The 16686-nt window shown below is 73.0% G+C and carries 15 protein-coding genes; 4 read left to right on the plus strand and 11 right to left on the minus strand.

All coding sequences use genetic code 11. The features are described from left to right. Positions 1–45: 45 nt before the first annotated feature. The 3 genes from ABR738_RS35305 to ABR738_RS35315 all read right to left on the minus strand — a co-directional run bounded on the left by ABR738_RS35305 (position 46) and on the right by ABR738_RS35315 (position 2537). Positions 46–963 carry a carbohydrate-binding protein gene (locus ABR738_RS35305; RefSeq protein ID WP_350234039.1) on the minus strand — a complete coding sequence of 306 codons (918 nt, stop codon included), beginning with the start codon at positions 961–963 and terminating at the stop codon, positions 46–48. Positions 964–1171: 208 nt separating this feature from the next. After that, a complete protein-coding gene (locus ABR738_RS35310; protein WP_350234040.1) occupies positions 1172–1924 on the minus strand; it encodes a class F sortase in 753 nt (250 codons plus the stop codon). Then, a complete protein-coding gene (locus tag ABR738_RS35315; protein WP_350234041.1) occupies positions 1911–2537 on the minus strand; it encodes a hypothetical protein in 627 nt (208 codons plus the stop codon). The genes ABR738_RS35310 and ABR738_RS35315 overlap by 14 nt, the downstream gene beginning before the upstream one ends. A gap of 307 nt (positions 2538–2844) precedes the next feature. Here ABR738_RS35315 and ABR738_RS35320 point away from each other — a divergent pair, with 307 nt between their 5' ends. After that, complete coding sequence (locus tag ABR738_RS35320) at positions 2845–6033, plus strand: amidohydrolase family protein (protein WP_350234043.1); 3189 nt, start codon at positions 2845–2847, stop codon at positions 6031–6033. Between the two features lie 59 nt (positions 6034–6092). Here the strand turns inward: ABR738_RS35320 and ABR738_RS35325 are convergent, their stop codons facing one another. Further along, the gene (locus tag ABR738_RS35325) at positions 6093–6383 is read right to left on the minus strand and encodes a hypothetical protein (protein ID WP_350234045.1); all 291 of its coding nucleotides are present in this window, start codon (positions 6381–6383) and stop codon (positions 6093–6095) included. A gap of 159 nt (positions 6384–6542) precedes the next feature. Here ABR738_RS35325 and ABR738_RS35330 point away from each other — a divergent pair, with 159 nt between their 5' ends. Genes ABR738_RS35330 through ABR738_RS35340 form a run of 3 tightly spaced genes read left to right on the plus strand, consistent with a single transcriptional unit; the run spans position 6543 to position 8838 of the window. Continuing rightward, the gene (locus ABR738_RS35330) at positions 6543–7223 is read left to right on the plus strand and encodes an ABC transporter permease (protein WP_350234046.1); all 681 of its coding nucleotides are present in this window, start codon (positions 6543–6545) and stop codon (positions 7221–7223) included. Continuing rightward, positions 7220–7894: an ABC transporter permease gene (locus ABR738_RS35335; protein WP_350234047.1), complete on the plus strand. Its 675-nt coding sequence runs from the start codon at positions 7220–7222 to the stop codon at positions 7892–7894. Before ABR738_RS35330 ends, ABR738_RS35335 begins: the two co-directional genes overlap by 4 nt. Continuing rightward, the gene (locus ABR738_RS35340) at positions 7891–8838 is read left to right on the plus strand and encodes an ABC transporter substrate-binding protein (RefSeq protein WP_350234048.1); all 948 of its coding nucleotides are present in this window, start codon (positions 7891–7893) and stop codon (positions 8836–8838) included. The genes ABR738_RS35335 and ABR738_RS35340 overlap by 4 nt, the downstream gene beginning before the upstream one ends. A 51-nt stretch (positions 8839–8889) precedes the next feature. Here ABR738_RS35340 and ABR738_RS35345 read toward each other — a convergent pair whose 3' ends face one another. The 7 genes from ABR738_RS35345 to ABR738_RS35375 all read right to left on the minus strand — a co-directional run bounded on the left by ABR738_RS35345 (position 8890) and on the right by ABR738_RS35375 (position 16461). Continuing rightward, on the minus strand, positions 8890–10050 hold the full coding sequence (locus tag ABR738_RS35345; RefSeq protein WP_350234050.1) for a betaine/proline/choline family ABC transporter ATP-binding protein: 1161 nt from the start codon (positions 10048–10050) through the stop codon (positions 8890–8892). A gap of 68 nt (positions 10051–10118) precedes the next feature. Further along, on the minus strand, positions 10119–11615 hold the full coding sequence (locus ABR738_RS35350) for a sensor histidine kinase (protein ID WP_350234051.1): 1497 nt from the start codon (positions 11613–11615) through the stop codon (positions 10119–10121). 12 nt (positions 11616–11627) lie between these two features. Next, on the minus strand, positions 11628–12362 hold the full coding sequence (locus ABR738_RS35355) for a response regulator transcription factor (protein WP_350234052.1): 735 nt from the start codon (positions 12360–12362) through the stop codon (positions 11628–11630). 37 nt (positions 12363–12399) lie between these two features. Beyond that, positions 12400–13032, minus strand: coding sequence for a hypothetical protein (locus ABR738_RS35360; RefSeq protein ID WP_350234053.1), 633 nt, complete (start codon positions 13030–13032; stop codon positions 12400–12402). Positions 13033–13037: 5 nt separating this feature from the next. Then, positions 13038–14249 carry an ABC transporter permease gene (locus tag ABR738_RS35365; protein WP_350234055.1) on the minus strand — a complete coding sequence of 404 codons (1212 nt, stop codon included), beginning with the start codon at positions 14247–14249 and terminating at the stop codon, positions 13038–13040. Further along, the gene (locus ABR738_RS35370) at positions 14246–15097 is read right to left on the minus strand and encodes an ABC transporter ATP-binding protein (RefSeq protein ID WP_350234056.1); all 852 of its coding nucleotides are present in this window, start codon (positions 15095–15097) and stop codon (positions 14246–14248) included. The genes ABR738_RS35365 and ABR738_RS35370 overlap by 4 nt, the downstream gene beginning before the upstream one ends. Further along, the gene (locus tag ABR738_RS35375) at positions 15094–16461 is read right to left on the minus strand and encodes an efflux RND transporter periplasmic adaptor subunit (RefSeq protein ID WP_350234057.1); all 1368 of its coding nucleotides are present in this window, start codon (positions 16459–16461) and stop codon (positions 15094–15096) included. The genes ABR738_RS35370 and ABR738_RS35375 overlap by 4 nt, the downstream gene beginning before the upstream one ends. Positions 16462–16686: the final 225 nt, after the last annotated feature.

A 16686-nucleotide genomic window follows, 5' to 3' on the forward strand; every position in this document is an offset into this window, starting at 1 on the left:
GTTCCCAGAGCCGTGGCCGCACAACATGCCGCCCCCGCGCCGGAGTTACTGGCGCACCGTCCAGTGGTCGTCCGCGCCGGCCTGGATGAAGTTCAGGCCGGGGCACAGGAATTCCGAGCCGTCCGGGTTCTGCTCGGTCCACGGCGCGTCGGCCGGGCTCGCGGGCTTCCAGGTGCCGCCCTGGCGCAGCTGTATGGAGCTGCTGTCGAAGACGGTGTCGCGGGCCTCCGAGCAGTAGTAGCCGGCGCCGGTGGCAGGGTTGACGCTCGCGTAGATCTCGAACATGTCCCAGCCGTGATCGAGGCCGCTCTGGTCCTGGCCGGACTGGCGGTACAGCAACTCCCATTGCGTGGAGCGGTAGTTGTACAGGTAGGAGGACCAGGAGTTGGTGGCGGCGCTGTCGCGCACCAGCTGGACGCTGTAGGCGAGTTCCTTGCCGGCGGGCTGGGTGTACTTGGCCTTGAAGGCCGCGTCGACGGCGACCGTCCTGGCCGGGCCGCCCGCCCCGCACCAGTCCCACGCCCATATCTCGTCGCCGCTGTTCCAGTAGGCGGTGACCACCTCCATGCACGAGTTCTGGGCCTTGGTGGTCGGCGCGTAGGTGAAGTTGTCGGCGTCGGTGACCCGGTAGGAGGGGTCGACGGTGTGGGTCGCGGTGATGCCGTCGTGGGTGCCGGGCCGGGGGAAGACGCCCCACCAGTTGTGCGTGGGCTCGGCGTCGTCCTTGCGGAATCCGCTGGCGCGCCCCTTCTTGAGCGCCGCGACGGCGCGGTCCCGGGCGGGATCGTGGTCCGGGGTTCGCACGCCGGCGACCGTGCCCCGGTGGGGCGCGTCGGGGGAGGGGATGACGGTGGGGGAGGGGGCAGGACGGGCGGCGGCGGGCTGGGCGCCCCGCGTGGACGCGAGCGCGGCGGCGGTCGCGAACAGGATGGCGGTCGCCAGGGTGGATCTGCGTCGGTTCATATGGCTCCTCCAGGACCGTGCGTCATGGATGTGACGAGGGTGGGGGGTGGAGCGCGGTTCGGTGCCGCCTGGGTGGGGCGGCGGGAACCGGATGAGCGACTAGTAATGTCCATGTCATTGACAGGGGTGTCAATGGCCACGGAAACGCCCCGGAGCCCCAAGGGGCGCTTTCCGGCCGCCTGGTGCGGGGGCCGTGCGTCCCTGGGGCCTACCGGCGTTTCGTCGGCCTGGGCGTGCCCGCTGTGGTGGGCGGGGCGGTGCGCACCTGGGCGAGGTGGGCGAAGACGACGAGGTTGCTCTCGTAGCCCGCCTTGTGCGTGAAGCGGCCGCTGCATGTGATCAGCCGGAGCTCCGGACGGCTCGCGGGCCCGTACACCTCCTGGTCGGGGAAGTGCGCCTTCTCGTACGTCTTGACCCGGTCCACGGTGTACACGGCGACCTTGCCGTCGGTGCGCCGGGCCTCGATGACGCGGCCGGGGCGCAGCGCCCTGAGGTCCGCGAAGACGGCGGCACCGGTCCGCGTGTCGCGGTGCCCGACGGCGATGGCGGTGCCCGTCTCGCCGGGGGAGGGACCGTCGCCGTACCAGCCCACGACCTTCGGGTTGTTGACGGGAGGCGTGGCGAGCCGGTGCTGCGCGTCGAGGCCGAGGGCGACGATCGGTGCCTCGATGCCGAGGTAGGGAATTGCCAGCGACATCGCGCGCGACGGCGGCAGCGCGGCCGGCGCGGGCGGGCTCGGGCGCGGGCGCGCGGGCGGGGACACCGCCCCCCGGCTGTCGCCCGCCGGGGCCGCGGCCACTTCGGCCTCCCGCGGCCCGGCGGCGGACGGCGGCCCCGCTCCGTCGTCCTGTGCCCACCAGACGCCGCCCACCACCAAGGACAGGGCCAGGGCCGCTGTCCTCGTCAGGCGGTAGGCGCGCGTCCGGTGCCGGGCGGTGGGAGCGCTTCTACGCTGCGCCATCGGTGCGGCGGCGGAGTCGGCGGATGTAGAGCACCCCGGCGACCGCGACCAGTCCTACGCCCGCCACGGCCCCCGCCTGCGGGATGCCCGGGGATTCGGCGAGACCGCCGCCGCCCGCCGGCACCCCGCCGTGCGGCCTGGTGTGCGGCGGGCCGTTGTGTCCGTCGATCGCGGCGCGCGGTGCGGACACCGGGCACTCGACGGTGAAGATCTTCTGCTTGCCCGGGCCCTTGCCGCCGACGACGTTCCAGCTGAGCTTGTACTGCCCGTTGGGCAGCGTGAGCGGAGGGGTGTGACCGGTGCCGGACACGAGCTGGATGGTGCTGGAGAGCGAGGGGCCGCCCGCCCTGATCGGCTCCGTGGTGGCGTTCCAGCTGGTGCCGGGCGCGGCGTCGAAGTCGAAGGCGTCGAGGTAGAAGTTGCAGACCTTCGGCTCGTCGCGCGGGTCGGTGAAGGGCGTACCCACCGCGTGAATCTTGATGTCGCCGTTGTCGCCGGGTGCGGCGAAGGCGGCGGGGGCGGCGGTGAGCGCAGTGGCCGCGAGAGTGAGGGCGGCGACGGCGGTGACCCGGGCGCGCGGCCGGGTGAGGGCGTGAAGTGCTGCGGCAGGCATGAGCGTTTCCTCTGGTTGGGATGATTGTCATACAAACCGGACCTGTGCCTGACTCTCTTTCACGTCCGCGCCCGCCGTGCCCGAGCCGCGCCGCGACACCCGCCGAATATCACCCGTCCGCCGCAACGCCGCTGTGCCGGGCGCTGTCCGCCGCCGTCTTGCGCCGTCTTGCGCCGTCTTGCGCGCGCCGCGAAGGCGGCCCGGACCGGACGCGCGGACCCGCCGGCGCCCCCGTCCGCCGCCGCACCCGTATGGCGGGAATGGCGGTGTTGCCCGTGCGCCGCGCGGTGCGCGAGCGTGCTGTGCCATGGACCGTGACACCACCGCCTCCCGCTCCCCCCTGACTCTCTCCCGCCGTCAACTCCTCGCGGCCGCAGGCGCGGCCGGGGCCGTCACCGCCGTCGGCGCCGTGCCCGCGCCTGCGGCGCCGCGCACCGGGCTCTCGCTGTCCTTCACCGCCGCGACCAACGGCGCGGCCAGCCTCTCGCCCGCCGGGGACCGGCTGATCGCGGAGGTCCAGGACGTCCTGTGGTCGCTCCCGAGGGCCGGCGGCGAGGCCAGGCCGCTCACACCGGCCGGGCTCGAGCCGACCCGCCCCACACACTCCCCGGACGGCTCGCTCATCGCGTTCTGCGCCTACCAGGGCGGCGGTTACCACATCTGGACCATGCGGCCCGACGGCTCCGAGGTGCGCCAACGCACCGAAGGCCCCTGGGACGACCGGGGCCCGGCATGGTCGCCCGACGGCACCCGCATCGCCTTCGCCTCCGAACGCGGCGGGGACCCGGTGACGGGCAGCGCCTACCGCATCCACGTCCTGGACCTGGACTCCGGCCGGCTTACCCGCCTCACCGGGCTCCCCGGGCAGGACGGCCCGCTCCAGGACGCCGCGTGGGAGGACTTCGACCCGACGTGGTCGCCCGACGGCCGGCGGATCCTGTTCGTCCGCGCCAAGGCTGTCACCACGCCGTTCGGACTCGGAGTGGACGCCCGCACCATCGCCGCCGTCCCCGCGCACGGCGGGCAAGCGGTCACGGTGGAGCACACCGAGAGCGAGAACGCCCAGGTCATGACCCCCGCCCTCGCACCCGACGGCCGTCGCCTCGCCTATCTGCGCACCACCGCCGCGCCCAACGCCTCCTGCGTCCTGGTCGTCGACGCAAAGGCCGTGCCCGTCGCCGGCGACATCGCTCCGATGCCGCCGCGCTGGACGGCCGACGGGGAACTGCTGCTCACCCTGGACGGCCGCTTCACGCTCGTACGCCCCGAGCGGCCGGCCGACCCCGAGGCCATCGCGTTCCATGGTGCGCTGCCCGTGGACCGGCCGCGATACCAGGTCAAGTCGTACGACCTCGGCGAGGAACGGGTGCGTCCGGTGCGCGGCATCCATCTGCCCGCTCTGTCACCCGACGGCAAGCAGGTGGCCTTCGCCGCCCTCAACTCGCTCTGGCTGGCCGACCTTTCGGGCGGGCGCCCGCCGGTGCGGCTGCGCAAGGCCGCGCCCACCGGCTATCTGCTCGGGCCGGTCTGGGCGCGCGACGGCCGCTCCCTGCTGTACGCCGACGACCGCGACGGGCTGCTCGGCGTCTACCGACGGGATCTGGCCACCGGCGCCGAGAGCGCCATCGCCACGGGCGGCCGCGTGCATCCGGCGCTCTCGCCCGACGGGAAGCGGCTGGCCGCCATCGACATGTCGGGCCGGCTCGTCGTGCGCGACCTCGCGAGCGGCACCGAGCGCGTCCTGGTGGCGCCGCTCGGCGGCGGAGGACTGCCCGGCCGGCCCAGCTGGTCGCCCGACGGACACCATGTCGCGCTCTGCGACCGCAACCGCCTCAACCTGCGCTTCCGCGAGGGATACAACGTCATCCGGGTCGTCGACACCGTCACAGGGGCCGACCATCTGCACGCCGTGGCCCCGCACGTCTCCATCGCCGACCGCTACGACTCGGGGCCCGTCTGGTCGCCAGACGGACGGTGGATGGCGGTCGTGGTCGAGTCCGCCCTCCAGGTGCTGCCCGTCGCCCCCGACGGCACCCCGCAGGGTCCGCCGCGCGCCCTCACCACCGAACCCGCCGACCATCCATCCTGGTCGGGCGATTCCAGGACGCTGCTGTACCTGTCCGGGACGCGGCTGCGTCTGATCGGCGTCGAGGGGGGAGCGGCGCGCACCGTGCGGGTGGCGCTCGACCAGCGCAGGCCGACCCCCGCCGACGTCGTGGTGCACGCCGGACGGCTCTGGGACGGCACCGGGGAAACGGTGCGCGAGGACGTCGACATCGTGGTGTCCCACGGACGCATCGCCTCCGTCGAGGCCCACCGCGAACGTGGCGCCCTGCGAACCATCGACGCCTCCGGCGGGACCGTCGTGCCCGGGCTCTGGGACACCCACACCCACCCCTGGCAGAGCACATACGGCGGCCGTCAGACCGTCGGCCAGCTCACCTACGGCATCACGACCGCCGTGTCGCTCGGCGGATTCGCCTACGAGCAGGCCCGCATCCGCGAGGCCGTGGCCACCGGGCAGCTCGCCGGGCCGCGCCTGCTGACCACGGGGGAACTGCTCGACGGCGCACGCGTCGCGTACAGCATGGGCCGCGCCCACCGCACCGAGGCAGGCCTTGAGCGCTCACTCCAGCGGGGCGCGGCCCTGGACTGGGACTTCGTCAAAACCTATGTCAGGGCGCCGAGTTGGCTCATGAAGGAGGCGGCGCGCTTCGCGCACGAGCGTCTTGGGGTGCGCTCGGGAAGCCATCTGATCTCCCCCGGCGTCGAGGTCGGCCAGGACCTGACGACTCATCTGCTCGCCACCCAGCGCGCGGAGTTCGGGCACGCCACCTCGGCGACCGGACACGCCTACGAGGACGTCGTCGAGATCTACACGGCCCGTGGCGTCAACTTCGCCCTCATCATGACGCCGTTCACCTCCGCGCCCCTGCTCGGCGCCGACCCCGCGCTCGCCGATGATCCCCGGGTCACCGCCGTCATGCCGCCGTGGGACACCCAGGCCGTGCGAACGGCGGCCACCGCGGCGCCCACCGGGGCCCAACTGGCCACCCTGCGCACCGAGACGGACGTCTACCGTCGCGTCATGGACGGGGGCGGACTGATCGCGCTCGGCACGGACCAGCCCCTCGTCCCCGTCGGGCTCTCCCTGCACCTGGGACTGCGGGCCCTGCACCGGGGCGGGTTCTCGCCGGTCGAGGCCCTGCGCACCGCGACGGTCCACCCGGCCCGGCTCTTCGGTCTCGACAAGGACCTCGGTACGGTCGAGCGCGGCAAGCTCGCCGACCTCACCCTCATCGACGGCGACCCGTTCGACGACTTCGACTCCCTGGTGCGCACGAGTGGGACGCTCAGGGGAGGTGTGCCGTACACGACGGCCGATCTGGTCGCCGCCTTCGAGCCGCACGACAGGCACACGGCCGCGCGGGGCGAGGACTGGCTGGCGGTGGGCCGGCTGATGCGGCGCGACGGCTGCTGTGACGCGGGCCTGTGACACGGCGGGGCCGGGCCACCCCTGGGGGCCCGGCCCGGTGCCCGCGGGCACCGCGACGGTCAGCCGAGCGCCGCGAGTCCCTTCGCCAGGTCCTCCCCGTCCATGACCGGTGAGAGGTCGACCTTGGCGTCGAGGTCCTGGAGCAGCGGCTCGACGGCCTTCGGGATCCCCGACGGGTCGGCGAGGTCGAAGACGATCAGCGCGGTACGGCAGCCGCCCTCCGCGGTGAAGTAGGCGGCCTCGGGGCGCAGCGTCTCCATCATCGTCCGCATGCGCTTGGGCAGAGTGCCGTCGCGGATGGCTTCGTTGGTCTTGTGGGTGTCGAGCTGAGCCTTCAGCAGTACGCGCATGACACTCACCTCTCCCCGGCCGGGCGGGTGCGCTGATGTACCGGTGGCGTCCGGCCGCGTTCACCTCAAGCCTGCCCCTTTCGTCCGGGTGACTCAACGCGTGCCCCGAACAGCGCACCAGGACGGGCGGCCGGGCCGGGTCCCGGCTGCAATGGACGGGTGACCGCGCCTCCCGACGACTGCCTCGCGCACAACGACTGGATCTGCGGCGCCTACCTGTCGAGCCGCCGCCACATCCTGTGGGACGCGGTGCTCCAGCACCTCCAGCTCACGGCGCTCTCCGTGCTGTTCGGCCTGATCATCGCGGTGCCCCTGGCCATCGCCGCCCGCCGCTGGCGCTGGGCCTCGGGCCCCGTCCTCGGGGTGACGACCGTGCTGTACACCATCCCTTCCCTCGCCATGTTCTCGCTGCTGCTCCCCGTGTACGGACTCTCCGCCTCGATCGTCGTCGCGGGCCTGGTCCTGTACTCCTTGACGCTGCTCGTACGCAACATCCTGGCCGGCCTGCGCGCCGTGCCCGAGGACACCCGGCAGGCGGCCCGGGGCATGGGCTACGGACCGGTACGGCTGCTCCTGGCCGTGGAGCTGCCGCTCGCCCTGCCCGCCGCCATGGCGGGGCTGCGCATCGCCACCGTCTCGGCGGTGTCCCTGGTGACGGTGGGCGCCATCGTCGGCTACGGGGGGCTCGGCAATCTGATCTACGCCGGCATGAACACCTACTTCAAGGCGCAGGTGCTCACCGCGTCGGTCCTGTGCGTGCTGATCGCCGTCGCCGCCGACCTCGCGCTGCTCGCCGTCCAGCGGCTGCTGACCCCCTGGACGCGGGCGGCGCCGTCATGACGACGCTCGCCGACGCCTGGTCCTGGCTCACCTCGGCCGCCCACTGGTCGGGGGAGAACGGCATCTGGCACCGGCTCGGCGAACACCTCTGGCTCACCGCGCTGTGCCTCGTCCTGAGCTGTCTCATCGCGCTGCCGGTGGCGCTGGTCCTCGGCCATCTGGGCAAGGGCGGCACGCTCGCCGTCAACGTCTCCAACGTGGGGCGCGCCGTGCCCACCTTCGCCGTCCTCGTCCTGCTCCTGCTCACCCCGCTGGGCCGGCACGGCGAGTGGCCGACCATCATCGCCCTGATCCTCTTCGCCGTACCGCCCCTGCTCACCAACGCCTACGTCGGCATGCGCGAGGTCGACCGCGACGTGGTGCGGGCGGCCCGGGGCATGGGCATGACCGGGCGCCAGCTCCTGCTCCGCGTCGAGCTGCCGCTCGCGCTGCCACTGATCCTCACCGGCGTACGCGTCGCCGCCGTCCAGCTCGTCGCGACCGCCACGCTCGCGGCCCTCGCGGGCGGTGGCGGTCTCGGACGGATCATCACCGCCGGGTTCAACCTGGCCTCCACGCCGCAAGTGGTCGCGGGCGCCCTCCTCGTGGCGGTGTTCGCGCTCGTCGTCGAGGGGATCTTCGAAGCCGTCCAGCGCCTCGCCCCGCACTGGGCCAGAGGCGGGACAGGATGAGGCCGCGCCTGCTTCCCGCCGTCCTCGCCCTGATCGCGGTCACGGCCTGCGCGGGCGGCCCGAGCCTGGAGCAGCAGGGCTCGGTGACCGCGCCGCCCGGCGACAGCAGGCATCTGACGATCGGCTCGGCCGGATTCACCGAGAGCGACCTCCTGGCGCAGATGTACGCGCTGCTCCTTGACCAGGCCGGCTACCACACGAAGATCCTCTCGGTCACCAACCGGGAGATCTACGAACCCGCCCTGGAGAGCGGCCAGATCGACGTGGTGGCCGAGTACGCGGCGACCTTCGCCGACTGGCTGAACGCCAAGGCCCACGGCGCCGACGCCGAGCCCGTGGGTTCACCCGACCTCGGCCGCACCATGGCGGCCCTGCGCGCCCTCGCCGCGCCGCGCGGTCTGACCGTCCTCGACCCGGGCAGGGCCGTCGACCAGAACGCCTTCGCGGTGGCGCGGACCTACGCGCGCCGGCACGGGCTCAGGACACTGAGCGACCTCGGCGCCGCGAAGCTTCCGGTGCGGCTCGCGGCCGGGGACGAGTGCGTGCAACGCCCGTACTGCGAGCCCGGGTTGAAGAAGACGTACGGCATCGACGTCACGGCGGTCGACCCCAAGGGGGTCGGGACCACCCAGGCCAAGCAGGCCGTGCAGAGCGGTCAGGACCAGATGGTCCTCACCACCACGACGGACGCCACGCTCGACGCCTTCGGCCTGGTGCTGCTCGCCGACGACAAACACCTTCAGAACGCGGACTGCATCGTGCCGGTGGTCAATCGCTCGCGGGCGGGCGGCAAGGGCGTGACGGACGCGCTGGGCAGACTCAACACCGTGCTCACGACCGCGGACCTCGCCCGGCTGAACGAACAGGTCGACAGCTGGCGCCGGCTGCCGCAGGACGTGGCGAGGACGTACCTGAAGTCCAAGGGGTTGATCCGAGGGGGGTGATTGGCGCTCCGGGGCCCGCCCGGGTTTGGGGCGGAGCCCCTGGAACCCCCCTCACGCGTCCGCGACGGAGTCGAAATCGACCTCCGCCCGCTCCACCCCCAACGCATCCGCGTCCACCGACCGCCGCAGCGCCTCGTGCAGCTTCGCCGGGGTCAGGACGCCGACGAAGCGCGCGCCGTCCAGTACCGCGACCCAGCCCGCGTCGTACTGCAACATCTCGCTGAACGCCTGCTTGAGCGGGGCGCCGACCGGCACCCACGCCTCCATGCGCCGGGCCAGATCCGCGACCGCGCCCGGTCCGGCCGACGAAAGCTCCTCCGTGCCGACCCACCCGTGCAGGTCGCCCTCCTCGTTGAGCACCACCGCCCAGCGCGCGCCCTCGGCCCGCAGCCGGGCCGATGCGGCCCCGGCGGGCTCGTCGAGGCGTACGACCGGCGGCTGCTCCACATCGTCCGGCTCGACGGTCGTCACCGAAAGCCGCTTCAACCCCCGGTCCGCGCCCACGAATTGCGCCACGTAGGAGGTGGCGGGCGCGCCGAGGACCGAGGCCGGGGTGTCGAACTGCTCGATGCGCCCCGACCCGTACACCGCCATCCGGTCGCCCATCCGGACCGCCTCCTCGATGTCGTGCGTGACGAGCAGGACCGTCTTGCGCACCGTCGCCTGAAGGCCGAGGAATTCGTTCTGCAGCCGCTCACGCACGACGGGGTCGACCGCGCCGAACGGCTCATCCATCAGCAGTACCGGCGGATCCGCCGCCAACGCCCGGGCCACGCCCACGCGTTGGCGCTGACCGCCGGAAAGCTGAGCGGGGTAACGCGGCCCGTAGGTCGCGGGGTCGAGTCCGACGAGATCGAGCAGTTCCGCCGCCCGCGTCCTGGCCCTGCCCCGTTTCCACCCCACCAGCGCCGGGACGGTCGCGGTGTTGTCGAGGACGGTACGGTGCGGGAAGAGCCCGACCTGCTGGATGACGTAACCGATGCGGCGGCGCAGCTTGACCGGGTCCAGGGTGGCGATGTCCTCCCCGTCGACCAGGATGCGCCCCGACGTCGGCTCGATGAGGCGGTTCACCATCATCATGGTGGTCGTCTTGCCGCATCCGGACGGTCCGACGAGCGTGACCAGTTCGCCCTCGGCGACCTCGAAGGACAGGTCGTCGACGGCCCGGGTGCCGTCCGGGTACACCTTGCTGACCTGCTCGAACCGGATCATGGACCCACGCTAGGAGCCCTTGGCCCCGGCCGCACTCGGGCCGGTCCGGGGGAGTGGGGCGGCCCCGCTCAGGCGGCGCCGGGCAGCAGCACCCGGAACACCGCGCCCCGGCCCGGAGCGGTCGTCAGCTCCACGCGGCCCCCGTGGGCCTGCACGAGCGCCGACGCGATGGCGAGGCCGAGCCCCGCGCCGCCACCGGTCTGGCGGCTGCGGGAGGCGTCCACGCGGTAGAACCGCTCGAAGACCCGGGCCGCCTGCTCGTGGGTGAGCCCCGGACCCGCGTCGGAGACTTCGATGACGCCGTGGCCGTCGTGGGTGCCCACCCCGATGCGTACGGGAGAGCCCGATGGCGTGTGGGCGACCGCGTTGCCGACGAGGTTGGCGACCACCTGCCGCAGCCGCGCCTCGTCGCCGAGTACGGGCGCGGGACCTGGCGTCCCTTCGCCACCGGGCCCGGTCAGCGTCACCTCGCGCGCCGGGTCGAGGGCCCCGGTGTCGTGCAGGGCGTCCACCGCGAGGGTGCGCAGATCCATCGGGGCCAGCTGAAGCGGACGCTGCGCGTCCATGCGGACCAGGGTCAGCAGATCCTCCACCAGACCGCCCAGGCGCACCGCCTCGCTCTCGATCCGGGCCATGGTGCGCTTGACGTCGGCCTCGTCGGCGAGCGCGCCCATCCGGTACAGCTCGGCGAAGCCCCGGATGCCGGCGAGCGGGGTACGCAGCTCGTGGCTGGCGTCCGCCACGAAGCGCCGCATCTGCTCCTCCGACTCGGCGCGCGCCGCGAACGCCGATTCGAGCTGCGCGAGCATCCCGTTGAGCGCGCTGGTGAGCCGGCCGGCCTCCGTGCTCGGTGAGGCGTCCGGCATACGGTGCGACAGCGGGCGGCCCGCGGCGATCTCCACCGCGGTCGCCTCGATGCGGCGCAGCGGGCGCAGCCCGGCCCGGACCGCGAACCAGCCGGCGACCCCCAGCAGCAGCGCCACGACGACACCGATGAGCTGGAAGGCGGTGGCCAGGTGGTCGACCGTGGAGGAGACCTCCTCCAGTGGCGCGGCCACCACCACACCGGCGGGCAGCGCCTGATCTCCGCTGTCCACCGGCACGATCAGCACCCGCCAGCTGCCGCCGCCGTGATCACTTGGCACCTCGAACGGTCTGCCCAGGCGCGCCCGCAGTGCCCGCGCGTCCATCGACGGCCACAGCGGCCGGGGATCGCCCGCCGCGACGGGCTGACGGAACTGCTCGGTCACCTTCCCGTCGTCGGCGGCGAAGGCGATCACGTACTGGCTGGGGAGCCAGGCCCGGCCGCCCCCCGTACGGCCGGGCCTGGGTGTGGGGGTGCCCTCGACGCCGACCCGGTGCGCGACGGAGTCGCCGAACCGGTCCAACTGCTGGTCCACCCGCTGGACCAACTGGGCACGTACCGAACTGAGCACCACGGTGTCGCTCACCGTCAGGCCGAGCGCCACCAGCGCCATGGCGAGCAGCACGAGCCGGGAGCGCAGGGACAGCGCGGAGAAACGGCGCGGCAGGTGCCTGAGCCACGCCCGCGGATACCTCGGCATCGGGCGGGCCCCTCAGACCTGCGGGCGGCGCAGCACATAGCCGATGCCGCGCACGGTGTGGATGAGTTTGGGCGCGCCGTCCGCCCCGGAGTCGACCTTGCGGCGCACATAGGAGATGTAGGACTCGACGATGCTGAGGTCGCCCCCGAAGTCGTACGCCCACACATGGTCGAGGATCTGCGGCTTGGACACGACCCGGTCGACGTTGGTCATCAGATAGGCGAGCAGCTTGAACTCGGTCGGCGAGAGCGAGACCGGCCGCCCGGCGCGCAGCACCTGGTGGCCCACCGGGTCGAGTTCGAGATCGCCCGCCACCAGCCGGCCCTCGCCGCTCGGGCCGCCGGTGCGGCGCAGGATCGCGCGGATCCGGGCGATCAGTTCCTCCAGGCTGAACGGCTTGGTGACGTAGTCGTCGCCGCCCGCCGTCAGACCGCTGATCTTGTCGTCGACGCCGTCCTTGGCGGTGAGGAAGAGCACCGGAAGGTGGTCGGGGCCCGTCCCGCCACCGGCCTCCTCGCGCAGCCTGCGCACCACCGCGAACCCGGTCATGTCGGGCAGCATCACATCGAGCACCACCAGATCGGGGCGCTCCTTGGCGACGGCGGCCAGCGCGTCGGCCCCGGTCGCCGCCGAGACGACCCGGAAGCCGACGAAGCGCAGCGAGGCCGAGAGCAGTTCCCTGATGTTGGGCTCGTCGTCGACGACCAGCAGGCTCGCCTCGGGTGCGGCTGCGTCCGTCAGGGCCATCGGTTTCCTCCTCGTGGCGGTGTGGGCCTGGGCGCGGTCAGCCCCGGCCGCCGCCGAAACCACCCGCCCCGCCCTGGGTGACGGTCGTCGCAGCGACGTCTCCCGAGGCGTTCTGGTCGCCGCGTACGGTGACCGTCTGGCCGGGCTGGAGATCGGACACCTTGCCGCTCTTGGCCTCGGTGACCTGGGTGCTGCCGGCGGTGGTGACCTTGACGACGTTGCCCTGGGTGTCGGTGACGTAGATGGTGCTGCCGTCGACGAGCTTCACCGTACCGATGGTCAGACCGCCCGCCGCGCCCGCCCCCGCGCCGCCGCCCTGGCGCTGGCCGCTCGCTGCGCCCTGCCCGGAGCCGAAGGCGGGGCGCTGGCCGGCTCCCGTGGCGCCGGCGCGGCCGGAGGCGGCCGGTGTGCGCTGCGTCGCGGACGAGCCCTGGTCCTGGCTCTTCTCCACCAGGGCGCCGCCCGCGAAGGCGACGCCCGCCACCAGGCCGCCCGACAGGAGCAGCGTGAGCCAGGGCAACCGCGGCCGTGGCGGCGCGCTGAGCTCGGCGGAAATGTCCCGGGTGTCCGGTGGTTCGGCGAGGATGTCCTCCGGGCCGCCGGCCGCCGCGGGGCGGGCGCTCTGCACAGTATCGGCGTTGCCGAACATGTCCTCTCCCTGCTCGTACATGGGGTTCATTCGTGACGCAGCGCTTCGATGGGCCGCAGGCTCGCGGCACGGTTGGCCGGGTAGCCGCCGAAGAACAGTCCGATCGCCACGGCGATCGCGAAGGCGCCGACGACGGATTCGGGGATGATCACCGGCTTGATGCCGACGATGGTGAAGTGCGAGCCGATCAGACCCGCCGCGACCCCGAGGCCGCCACCGATCAGCGAAAGCAGCGTCGACTCGGCAAGGAACTGCCCGAGAATGACGCCACGCGGCGCGCCGATCGCCTTGCGGATGCCGATCTCGCGGGTCCGCTCGGTCACCGTCACCAGCATGATGTTGGTGATGCCGATCCCGCCGACCAGCAGCGAGATCGCCGCCACCGCGCCGAGCAGCACCGTGAACGTCTTGTTGGTGTCCGCCTGCGTACTGAGCAGGGACGCCTGGCTGCTGACCCGGAAGTCCAGCGCCGAGGGGTCCTTGAGGCCGTGCCGGCCCATCAGGACGGTGGTGATCTCGTTCTGCGCCGCCGTCGTCGCGTCGGCCGACTTGGCCTCCACGAGGATCTGGCCGAGCGAACCGAAGCCCGTGAAGGCGTTCTGCACGGTCGGCAGCGGCGCCACCACCACGTCGTCCGGGTCCTGGAACCCGGTGCCGCCCTTGGTGGCGAGCACGCCGACCACCGTGAACGGGGTGCCGCCCAGCGTCATCTTCTTGCCGACCGGGTCGGCCGTGCCGAACACGTCGGTCGCCGTGGTCGAGCCGATCACGGCCACCTTGCGCGAGCCCAGCACGTCGTCGGAGCTGAAGTAGTCGCCCTTGGCCACCTTGCTGTTGGAGGCCTTGAAGTACGCCGGGTAGGTTCCGACGACCTGGCCGACGGCGTGCGAAGTGCCCTCGTACAGGGCGGTCTGGGAGGTGGTGGTCTCCGGGGCGACGGACTCGATGTGCGGCGCGGACGCCGGATCGGCGAGGGCCCTGGCGTCGTCCACGGTCAGCGGCTTGGTCACGGTGGCCGAGCGCGAACCGCCGAAGCCGCCGCCCGAGGACACCGTGAGCGCGTTGGTGCCCAGCTTCTCGATCGAGTCCTTCACAGCCTGCGAGGATCCGTTGCCCACCGCGAGGAGCACGATGACCGCGGCCACGCCGATCAGCACCCCCAGCATGGTCAGGGCGGAGCGCACCTTGTTCGCCGCGAGCCCGCCGAAGGCGAAGCGCAGCGTCTCGAAGGGGTTCACCGGCCGCCTCCGACCACGAGGCCGCCCTCGCGCAGGGCGGGCGGGGGCCCGTCGGCGGGAGCCTGTCGCACGTCTTCGACGATCCTTCCGTCGACGAGGCGGACGACCCGCTTGGCGTGCCGGGCCACCTCGTCCTCATGGGTGATCAGGACGACGGTGCGCCCCGCCGCGTTCAGCCGGTCCACGACGCCGAGCACTTCCTCGGTGCTGTGGCTGTCGAGGTTTCCGGTGGGTTCGTCCGCGAGCAGCATCGCGGGCGAGGTGACCAGGGCCCGGGCGACGGCCACCCGCTGCTGCTGACCGCCGGAAAGTTCATTGGGCCGGTGGTCCATGCGGTCGGCGAGCCCGACCAGAGTGAGCGCGGCCTCGGCGCGACGGCGCCGCTCGGCCGGCTTCACTCCCGCGTACGCCAGCGGCAGCTCGACCTGGGCGAGCGCGGGCGTGCGCGGCACCAGGTTGAACGACTGGAACACGAAGCCGATCTTGCGGTTGCGCACCAACGAGAGCTGGCGCTCGTCGAGCCCGCCGACGTGGATGCCGTCCAGGAGGTACCGCCCGGACGTCGGCACGTCCAGGCACCCCAGAATGTTCATCAGGGTCGACTTGCCCGACCCCGAACTGCCCATCACGGCCACGAAGTCGCCCTGGTCCACGACCAGTTCGAGGCCGAGCGCCCGGCCGCTGACCGGGTCGGCCGGCCCGCTGAGCGCGTGGACGGCCGCGTCGCCGTGACCGTACGTCTTGATCAGCGAGCGCACCTCGATGACCGGCGCCGGGTCCCAGGGTCCGTCGTCCGACGCGGGCTCGGGCAGCGCCGCGCTCCGGCGCGGCCACAGGGGCGGCGTCATCCGCGGCCACCCCCGCCGCCGCCCCCGCCGGCGCGCGAGCCGCCACCGGCTCCGCCGCCGCCACGGGTGCGCGCGCCACCGCCGCCGAAGCCGCCGGGGAAGGCGCCGCTCGGGAACCCGCCGTTGCCCGTCGCCGACACGCTTGCCAGCTGCACCTTCTCGCCCTCGCTCAGACCGCTCAGGATCTGGTCCGATGTGTCGCCCTCAAGGCCCACCGTCACGGCGGTGCGCTCGGTGCTGCCGTCCGCCTTGACCACGGTCACCGTGCGGTTGGCGCCGGTTCCGCTCACGGCGGCCGTCGGTACCGACAGGGCGCCGGAGGCTTCGCCGGTGACGACCTGGATGCTCGCGCTCAGCCCGGTGCGCAGATCGGTGGTGGGGCTGGTGATGGTGAGAGTGGCCGCGTACTGCACGGCGCTTCCCGAGCCGCTGTTGCCGCCCCCGCCGGAGCCGGAGCCGCCGCTGACGGGAAGGGAACTCACCGACAGGATCTTGGCGTTGAGCACCGTGCCCGACTCGGCGTTGAGGGTGACGGTGGCCGCCTGACCCGGCTTCAGCTTGAGCGCGTCGGCCTCGGAGAAGTTGGCGGTGACCTGCATCCCCGTGGGGTTGGTGAGCACCACGAAACCGGACAGGGCCGATGACGAGGACGAACTGGCGCTGCCCGAGCCGGAGTTGGAGCCGCCGCCCGAACCGCCGCTGCCGCCGGCGGCGTTGCCGCCGGTTCCGGCGACGGTGTCGCCCTTCTTCGCCGACACCGAGGCCACGGTCCCCGAGACCGGAGCCGTGAGCCTTGTCCCGTCCACCGCGCGCTGCGCCGCGTCCACCGCGTTCTGGGCCTGGGTGAGCTGGGCCTCGGCCTGGGCGAGCTGCGCGGGGTCGACGGTGGGGGAGGCGGCGGGAGTGGGCGCGGCACCGGCCGTGCCGCGCGCGGACGAACCGCTGCCCGAACCGGAGGCGGCGCTCGCACTCGGCTGGCCCGCCTGGACCTTGGTGAGGTTGGCCCGGGCCGCCGTCAGGGACGCCTCGTCCTGCGCGAGGGTCTCCCTGGCCGCGGTGGCGTCCACCTTGCCGAGCAGCTGGCCCGCGGTGACCTTGTCGCCCGGTTTGACGTCGACCTCGGTGAGCTTGCCGCCGGTGGTGAAGTTCACCCCGGCGTCGCTGGGCGAGGCGAGGGACCCCGAGCCGGACACGGTGGCGAGGACCGTGCCCTTGGTGACCGTGACGCTTTTCGCGTCGCCGCGAGCGGGAGCGGCGTCATGGCTGGTCACCGCCGCGTAGGCGCCGCCGGCGCCCGCGAGGACGGCCACACCGAGCACCGAGTTGATCAGGACGGCTCTGCGCCGTCGTGGGAGCACCTTCATGACGCCGGATCCTGGCCGCCCGCACTTTGGAACCCCTGGGAGCTTTCTGGGAGTTTCCTGGGAGCCCCGGGGCCCGGCAAAAGGTGCGGCGCGGCAGAAGAGGTACGTAACGGATCGCCCCGCGTGCTGCATGCGCCGCGCGGGGGACCGGGCGTCCAGGAAACTCCCAGCTCTTCCACCGGGGGCGCCCACCCGGGTGCGGTTCAGTCGTGGGTCGCCGACGGC

Source organism: Streptomyces sp. Edi4, assembly GCF_040253615.1.
In the GTDB taxonomy this organism is placed as follows: Bacteria; Actinomycetota; Actinomycetes; order Streptomycetales; family Streptomycetaceae; genus Streptomyces.